Origin of the sequence: Citrobacter sp. wls826 (assembly GCF_005281245.1) — a bacterium.
In the GTDB taxonomy this organism is placed as follows: Bacteria; Pseudomonadota; Gammaproteobacteria; order Enterobacterales; family Enterobacteriaceae; genus Citrobacter; species Citrobacter braakii.
This window is the reverse complement of sequence record NZ_SZWS01000055.1, coordinates 183,673-188,511: the sequence shown is the minus strand read 5'-3', so window position 1 is coordinate 188,511 and position 4,839 is coordinate 183,673. Positions and strand designations below refer to the sequence as shown.

Below are 4,839 nucleotides of genomic sequence, written 5' to 3'. Positions count from 1 at the left end.
AAAGCAGCCCCGCCGAAGCGGGGCTGAATACGGTTAGTGATGTGAAGAGGTCTTCACGCCGCCTTCCGGCACCGGTACATACGGCGTCTCTTTATCAGAGCGACCGTTGATGGCGCGGGCTTTCTGCCAGGTACGGAACCCGTAGAAAATGATGCTGTACACCACCACCAGGAACAGAATACTCAGGCCTGCGTTGGTGTAGTTGTTGACAACGATGTGGTTCATGTTGGCAATCTGCTGAGCGGTCAGTTCGCCGCCGTTAGCAATCTTCTCTTTGTACTGATTCGCCATGAAGAAGAAGCCTTCCATCTGCGGGTTAGTGCTGAACAGTTTCAGACCCAGCGCCCAGGTGGTGCAGATAAGCAGCCATACAGCCGGAACAACGGTAACCCAGATGTATTTGGTGCGCTGCATTTTAACCAGTACCACGGTGCCCAGAACCAGTGCCACGGCAGCCAGCATCTGGTTAGAGATACCGAACAGCGGCCACAGGCTCTTAACGCCGCCCAGCGGGTCAACAACACCTTGATACAGCAGGTAACCCCACAGGCCTACGCAGCCCGCAGTACCGATGATGCCCGCAACCAGAGAGTCGGTTTTTTTCAGGAACGGAACGAAGTTCCCCAGTAAATCCTGCAGCATAAAGCGGCCAGAACGGGTACCGGCATCCAGTGCGGTCAGGATGAACAGTGCTTCAAACAGAATACCGAAGTGGTACCAGAAGCCCATATCAGCCATCGGCAGCACTTTGTGGAACACGTGAGCGATACCAACGGCCAGCGTCGGCGCGCCACCTGCGCGGTTCAGAACGGACGGTTCACCGATGTCTTTCGCGGTCTGCAGGATCTGCTCAGGCGAAATGACGAAGCCCCAGGAACTGACGGTCGCCGCCGCATGTGCGGTTACGTCTTTCAACTGCGCCATAATCAACGGGGCGTTCTCGCCGCTCATTTCATGCAGGTTCGGCATGGTGATGCCAAGGCCCGCAGGCGGGGTGTTCATTGCGAAGTACAGACCCGGTTCGATAATGGACGCGGCAACCAGCGCCATTATCGCCACGAAGGATTCCATCAGCATGGCGCCGTAACCGATAAAGCGCGCGTCGGTTTCACAGGCCAGCAGCTTCGGTGTGGTACCAGAAGCGATCAGCGCGTGGAAGCCAGAGACCGCACCACACGCGATGGTGATGAACAGGAACGGGAACAGAGCGCCTTTCCACAGCGGGCCAGTACCATCAACGTACTGAGTCATCGCCGGCATTTTCAGTTCCGGGTTGAGGATAACAATCCCCACCGCCAGACCGACGATAACGCCGATTTTCAGGAAGGTAGCCAGATAGTCGCGCGGCGCGAGGATCAGCCATACCGGCAGCAGCGCAGAGATAAACGCGTAGCCGATCAGGGTAAAGGTAATGGTGGTGTCTTTAAAGGTCAGCGCCGGGCCCCAGTACGGGTCGTGAGCAATCACGCCGCCGAAGTAGATGGACGCAACCAGCAGCACAATACCAATCACCGACACTTCGCCCACACGACCCGGTCGTAGGAATCGCATGTAGATCCCCATGAATAGCGCGATAGGTACGGTTGAGCAGACGGTGAACACACCCCACGGGCTTTCAGCCAGCGCTTTCACCACGATCAGCGCCAGTACCGCAAGGATGATGATCATGATTAAGAAGCAGCCGAACAGCGCAATGGTTCCCGGGATCGGGCCCATCTCTTCTTTGATCATCTCACCCAGAGATGCGCCGTTACGGCGTGAAGAGATAAACAGCACCATGAAGTCCTGCACCGCACCGGCCAGCACGACACCCGCCAGCAGCCACAGCGTACCGGGCAGATAGCCCATCTGCGCGGCCAGTACCGGCCCAACCAGCGGACCCGCACCTGCGATAGCGGCAAAGTGGTGGCCAAACAATACGTTACGGTTGGTTGGAACGTAGTTCAGACCGTCATTGTTGATGACCGCCGGCGTGGCACGCGTCGGGTCAAGTTTCATCACCTTTTGGGCGATGTACAGACTGTAGTAACGATAGGCCACCAGATAAACAGAAACTGAGGCGACCACGATCCACAGGGCACTGATGTGCTCACCCCGACGTAATGCCACTACCGAGAGGCAGAATGCACCGATGATTCCGAGAATCACCCAGGGTATGTGCTTGAATATCTTTTTCGTATCCATAGTAAAACCTGGTATCTAATTAATAATTGGCCGAAGCCGCGTGGGTTTGATCTTGTGTTTGAGGAGGTAAATTGACTGCTATGTTGGGGGGATCTTGCCAGAGAAATACGCGCGTAAAGTAAGGTAAATAAGTGAGCGGTTGTATGTCAGCTTAAGCGGTCCCAAGTGTCAGTGAGCGGTAAGCAATGGGGGTGAGTGGGGGAATTTATGTGATTGAGATCACGGCATTATAGTGTTCGCCCATCTACATGCCGTGTTTTCTAACTGACGAAGCATCTCACTGAGATACTTAGATCACGATATAACAGTAAGGCGTTTGTTCGATGTCTTTAAGCAACACATGTTTCTTACGTGATTTAGTCAGGTAATATTTTTCATCCAGATAATAGTCAATCAGTTCATCGAGGCGCTCTTTGTCTATGCGGGGTGTTACCCCTAGCGTCCAGAAGCTACGTAGCTCTAATTCCGAACGTTTGATTTTTGCGCTTTTAACCAAATCCGCAATCATATTTCTGACGCAGCTTGTCGGATCCTGGTTCTGCTTGAGCTCAAGCGCAATGTAGCTGTCTTGCGTCCAGCCCTTTTTCCGCAATAAGAAATCTGCACGCACAGACACACGCTGTGGATTTTTCCGCAGATCGCAAGCGAGGGTCTGTTCACGCCACCATTCATGACCCGTCGAAGCCAACAGATTGGCAAATTCTATCTGCATCCACACTTCCCAACCGGAGATGTTGTACTGATCGATGATATTGAGCTTTTGACGAACATCTTCACGTTCAAAAAAGTGGTGTGCGAGAGTGGATAGGTGATCAAAATCGCGATTCAACATAGAAGCATCCTTTCCTTAAAAAACGGGAATCCTACACCTAAGGCGCAACGGAACGACAAATTTTTTGCGTAATTTGCCATAGGGAACGGGATTTAATGTGAAAACGATAATTCTGTGGCAATTGCTGACACCATAAAGTTTTCTCTTTCCAGGCCGAAAACCAGAGTATCTGTCTAGCGGAAAGAGAAAACATGTTAAAACGAATGAAGATTGTTACCAGCTTACTGCTGGTATTGGCGCTATTTGGCCTTTTACAGCTCGCCTCCGGCGGCTTGTTTTTTAACTCACTTAAGAATGACAAAGAGAACTTTACCGTTCTGCAAACCATTCGCCAGCAGCAGTCTGCGCTGAACGCCACCTGGGTTGAGCTGCTGCAAACGCGTAATACCCTGAACCGGGCGGGTATTCGCTACATGATGGATCAGAGCAATATCGGCAGCGGTGCGACCGTTGCTGAGCTGATGCAGGTAGCCAGCACGGCGCTGAAATTGACGGAAAAAAACTGGGCGATTTACGAGTCGCTCCCGCGCGATCCGCGTCAAAGTGAAGCCGCGTTCCAGGAGATCAACCGCACCTATGACATCTATCACGGCGCGCTGGCGGAGCTGATCCAGTTACTGGGTGATGGGAAGATCAACGCGTTCTTTGATCAACCCACGCAGAGCTATCAGGATGGTTTTGAGAAGACATACATCAACTACATGCAGCAGAACGATCGCCTGTATGACATCGCGGTGGCAGATAACAACAGCTCTTACAGCCAGGCGATGTGGGTACTGGTCTGTGTACTGATTACCGTACTGGCGGCAATTGTTGCGGTCTGGTTCGGCATCAAACTGACTCTTATCTCCCCAATGAACCGTCTGATCGACAGCATTCGTCATATCGCCAGCGGCGACCTGGTGAAGCGTATTGAGGTGGAAGGTTCCAACGAGATTGGCCAACTGGCGGAAAGCCTGCGTCATATGCAGGGTGAGCTGATGAACACCGTGGGTGATGTGCGTAACGGTGCCAACGCGATTTATAGCGGGGCCAGCGAGATTGCGATGGGCAACAACGATCTCTCCTCGCGTACCGAGCAGCAGGCTGCATCTCTGGAAGAAACCGCAGCCAGCATGGAACAGCTGACGGCGACCGTGAAGCAGAACGCCGAAAACGCGCGTCAGGCCAGCCATCTGGCCCTGAGCGCTTCTGAAACCGCGCAGAAAGGCGGCAAAGTGGTGGATAACGTGGTGCAAACCATGCGCGACATCGCTTCCAGTTCGCAGAAAATCGCCGACATTATCAGCGTCATCGACGGCATTGCCTTCCAGACCAACATTCTGGCGCTCAACGCCGCGGTAGAAGCCGCGCGTGCGGGCGAGCAGGGCCGTGGTTTTGCGGTGGTTGCGGGTGAAGTTCGTAACCTGGCCCAGCGTAGTGCGCAGGCCGCGCGCGAGATCAAGAGCCTGATTGAAGACTCGGTCAGCCGTGTGGATGTGGGTTCAACGCTGGTAGAAAGCGCTGGTGAAACCATGGATGAGATCGTCAATGCGGTAACCCGCGTGACCGATATCATGGGTGAAATCGCCTCTGCTTCTGATGAACAGAGCCGCGGTATCGACCAGGTTGGTCTGGCCGTTGCTGAGATGGATCGTGTGACACAGCAGAACGCCTCGCTGGTGGAAGAATCCGCCGCCGCCGCTGCGGCGCTGGAAGAGCAGGCCAGCCGTCTGACCCAGGCCGTTGCCGTGTTCCGTATTCAGCATGACCAACAGCGCGCGCGTGACGTTGCTGCCGCTAAACCGGTTTCAACGGTCCAGCCGCGAAAAGCTGCGGTAACG

Annotated in this window: 3 protein-coding genes; 1 reads left to right on the top strand and 2 read right to left on the bottom strand. The window is 54.0% G+C overall.

The window, feature by feature from the left end; all coding sequences use genetic code 11:
* Positions 1–33: 33 nt before the first annotated feature.
* Both btsT and FDW87_RS16685 read right to left on the bottom strand, forming a co-directional pair.
* Entirely contained in the window at positions 34–2,184 is a 2,151-nt protein-coding gene (btsT, locus tag FDW87_RS16690) for a pyruvate/proton symporter BtsT (RefSeq protein WP_003830033.1), read from the bottom strand.
* 289 nt (positions 2,185–2,473) lie between these two features.
* The gene (locus tag FDW87_RS16685; RefSeq protein ID WP_049269948.1) at positions 2,474–3,016 is read right to left on the bottom strand and encodes a hypothetical protein; all 543 of its coding nucleotides are present in this window, start codon (positions 3,014–3,016) and stop codon (positions 2,474–2,476) included.
* A gap of 191 nt (positions 3,017–3,207) precedes the next feature.
* Between FDW87_RS16685 and tsr the strand changes: the two genes are divergently transcribed.
* The coding region (gene tsr / locus FDW87_RS16680) for a methyl-accepting chemotaxis protein (RefSeq protein WP_137380000.1) at positions 3,208–4,839 on the top strand (1,632 nt) is incomplete at its 3' end.

Bases quoted from the DNA above. Each gene is read 5' to 3' on its own strand.
- btsT (WP_003830033.1), bottom strand. From the start codon at position 2,184: ATGGATACGAAAAAGATATTCAAGCACATACCCTGGGTGATTCTCGGA.
- FDW87_RS16685 (WP_049269948.1), bottom strand. From the start codon at position 3,016: ATGTTGAATCGCGATTTTGATCACCTATCCACTCTCGCACACCACTTT.